The sequence below is a fragment of the Quadrisphaera sp. DVD1 genome, from assembly GCF_058932755.1.
The window spans coordinates 1-3044 of record NZ_JBZYWI010000226.1 but is presented as its reverse complement, the minus strand read 5'-3'; the positions used below and the strand labels follow the sequence as shown (position 1 = coordinate 3044).

Below are 3044 nucleotides of genomic sequence, written 5' to 3'. Positions count from 1 at the left end.
CGCTCGGCCTCGACGCGCGCCTTCTCGGCCTCGAACTCGGCGGCGTCCACGGTGGTGACCGCGGCCAGGGCGAAGCTGACCTGCGCCTCGGAGGGCACCGAGATCGGCGCCGAGATCGGCGCCGACGGCACGGCAGCGATCTGCTGGGTGTTGCCGGTCTCCGTGGGCTCGGGAGACACGTCGATCAGCGGGGTGGCGCCGGCGGCCGGGAGGCCCATGGTCACCACGAGGCCCGAGGAGGCCGCGATGACGGCCGAGCGGCGGCTGACCGCCGTCGCGCTGGTGGACACGGCGTCGCCGATGACGCTCAGGGGGGTCGAGGGCCGCACGGGTGCGCGGTGCCTCGCCAGAGTCCGGATGCTCACGTCGTTCTACGCCTCTCCATCGCCTGCGAGGTGAGCTGTCGGGTTCGGGTGGGAGTGCACCCGGCGTCCGTCCCGACCGAACCGGTCGGTGCGTCCGCTTCACCCCGAGGAGCTCCGCGTGGGAGCCCCAGAAAGTGTGGGTCCCCCGCCCCTGCCGGCGGTGTTGAGCGGGCCTGCGACCGGCGGCAGGGCTAGGCGTCCGGTCGAGGGTCTTCGGGAGTGGGTCCCGAGGACGTCGCCGACACTAACCGACCCTCGGCGCGAAGTAGCAACAACACACAGGCCGAACGAAACGTGATCCGCGTCACACACGTGAACCGGTACAGAGCCGGACGCACCGGGCGCGACGCCCCCCGGCCGGCCGACCGAGGGGCGTCGTCGCAGGTCAGGCGCCAATCGTCGCGGCACCGGGAAGGCGTCGCAGCGAGATCACGCAGCGGTCACGGCAAGGTCACGATCAGGTCACAGCGGGACGACGAAGACGTGCGCGGCCACGTCGTCGCCGAGGTCGACGGACTCGCCACCGGGCCCGCCGGTCACCACGACGTGCCCGCGGGAGGGCCGCGTGACGGTCACGGTGCTGCCCGGGCGCAGCCCCGCGCGGGACAGCGCGGTCATCGAGACGGGGTCGGTCTGGGCCGGCTCACCCAGCCGGCGCACCCGCACGGTCGCCGGGTCGGGCGAGGCGACCTGGGTGAGGGGGACGACGCCCTCGCGGAAGTCCTCCACGGGGGCGTCCTCGCCGATCTCGGCCAGCCCCGGGATCGGGTTGCCGTAGGGGGACTCCACCGGGTGGTCCAGCAGCTCGAGCAGGCGCCGCTCGACCCGCTCGCTCATCACGTGCTCCCAGCGGCAGGCCTCCTCGTGGACGTACTCCCACTCCAGGCCGATGACGTCGATGAGCAGCCGCTCGGCGAGGCGGTGCTTGCGCATCACCCGGGTGGCCTTGGCCCGGCCGTCGTCGGTGAGCTCCAGGTGGCGGTCGCCGCTGACCACCACCAGGCCGGCCCGCTCCATCCGCGCCACGGTCTGCGAGACGGTCGGGCCGCTCTGCCCGAGCCGCTGGGCGATGCGCGCCCGCAGGGGGACGATGCCCTCCTCCTCGAGCTCGTAGATCGTGCGCAGGTACATCTCCGTGGTGTCGATGAGGTCGCTCACGGCGCCGTCCCTCCTAGATCGTCCAGCCTGTGGACAGGCTAGGGCTCCCGCCCCCGCCGCCGCGCCGCAGGCGGCCCCCGCCCGCGCCACCTAGGGTCGACCAGGTGCCCGCCACCGTGCTCTGGCTGCGCCGGGACCTGCGCCTGGCCGACTCCCCCGCCCTCCTGGCCGCGGTCGCCGAGGCCGGTGCGGACGGCGTCCTGCCGCTGTTCGTGCTCGACCCGGCGCTGCTCGGGCCGGCCGGGCCCACCCGCACCGCCTGGCTGCTGCGCTCGCTGCGGGCGTGGTCGGACTCCACCGGCGGCGCCCTCGTCGTCCGCTCCGGCGACCCGGTCGACGTCGTGCCCGCGGTCGCCGCCGAGGTGGGGGCGCACGCCGTCCACGCCACCGCGGACGCCGGCCCGCACGGGCGCCGGCGCGACGAGGCCGTCGCGACCGCCCTGGCCACCGCCGGCCGCGCGCTCGTGCGCACCGGCACGCCGTACGCGATCGGTCCCGGCACCCTGCTCACCGCCGGTGGCACGCCGTTCGCGGTCTACTCCGCCTTCGACCGCGCCTGGGTCGCGCACGGGACCCCCGCCCCGGCCGCCGCGCCGACCGGCGACCCGTGGCTGCGCGGACCGGCCACCGAGGGCCTCCCGCCCGAGCCGGACCTCGGCGGCCTGGCCCTGCCCCCAGCGGGAGAGGCCGCGGCGCTGGCCCGCTGGGCCGCCTTCCGCGAGCGGATCGGCGACTACGACCGCGACCGCGACCGGCCCGACCGCGACGGCACCTCGCAGCTGTCGGTGCACCTGAAGTACGGGGAGGTCCACCCGCGCACGCTGCTCGCCGACCTGCCCGCCCTAGTGCGCGACGGCGCCCGGCCCGAGGGCGTGGAGGCGTTCCGCAAGGAGCTGGTCTGGCGCGAGTTCTACGCCGACGTGCTGTGGCACCGGCCCGAGACCGCCCGGGAGTACTACCGCCCGCAGCTCGAGGCGATGCAGTACGCCGACCCGTCGGCGTCCGCCGAGGCCGCCGAGCTGCTCGCCGCCTGGGAGGCGGGGCGCACCGGCTTCCCGCTCGTGGACGCCGGGCTGCGCCAGATGCGCGCCGAGGGCTGGATGCACAACCGGGTGCGGATGGTCGTGGCGAGCTTCCTCGTCAAGGACCTCCACCTGGACTGGCGGGTGGGCGCCCGCGTCTTCATGCACTGGCTGCGCGACGGCGACCTGGCCAGCAACAACCACGGCTGGCAGTGGGTGGCCGGCTCGGGCACCGACCCCGCGCCGTACTTCCGGATCTTCAACCCGGTCACCCAGGGCCTGAAGTTCGACCCCGACGGCGACTACGTGCGCCGGTACGTGCCCGAGCTGGCGCACCTGGCCGGGCGCGCCGCCCACGAGCCGTGGAAGGCCCCCGACGGGTACGCCCACGGCTACCCGCAGCGGATCGTCGACCACGCCACCGAGCGGGCGGAGTCCCTGGCCCGCTACGCCGCCGTGCGCGACTGAGGAGCGGCCGAGGCGCGGCCGAGGCGCGGCC

The 3044-nt window shown here is 75.6% G+C and carries 2 protein-coding genes, 1 pseudogene and 1 riboswitch; of the genes and pseudogenes, 1 reads left to right on the top strand and 2 read right to left on the bottom strand.

Going from position 1 to position 3044, the window contains the following annotated elements:
• Window positions 1–329, bottom strand: a pseudogene (locus tag AC5FZL_RS16220) (hypothetical protein); the annotation flags it as partial.
• Between the two features lie 41 nt (window positions 330–370).
• A riboswitch (cyclic di-AMP (ydaO/yuaA leader) is annotated at window positions 371–545 on the bottom strand.
• 282 nt (window positions 546–827) lie between these two features.
• Window positions 828–1523 (bottom strand): iron-dependent transcriptional repressor DtxR, encoded by a 696-nt coding sequence (locus AC5FZL_RS16215; RefSeq protein ID WP_493619912.1) that lies wholly within the window; start codon window positions 1521–1523, stop codon window positions 828–830.
• A gap of 104 nt (window positions 1524–1627) precedes the next feature.
• Here AC5FZL_RS16215 and AC5FZL_RS16210 point away from each other — a divergent pair, with 104 nt between their 5' ends.
• Complete coding sequence (locus AC5FZL_RS16210) at window positions 1628–3013, top strand: cryptochrome/photolyase family protein (RefSeq protein ID WP_493619911.1); 1386 nt, start codon at window positions 1628–1630, stop codon at window positions 3011–3013.
• Window positions 3014–3044: the final 31 nt, after the last annotated feature.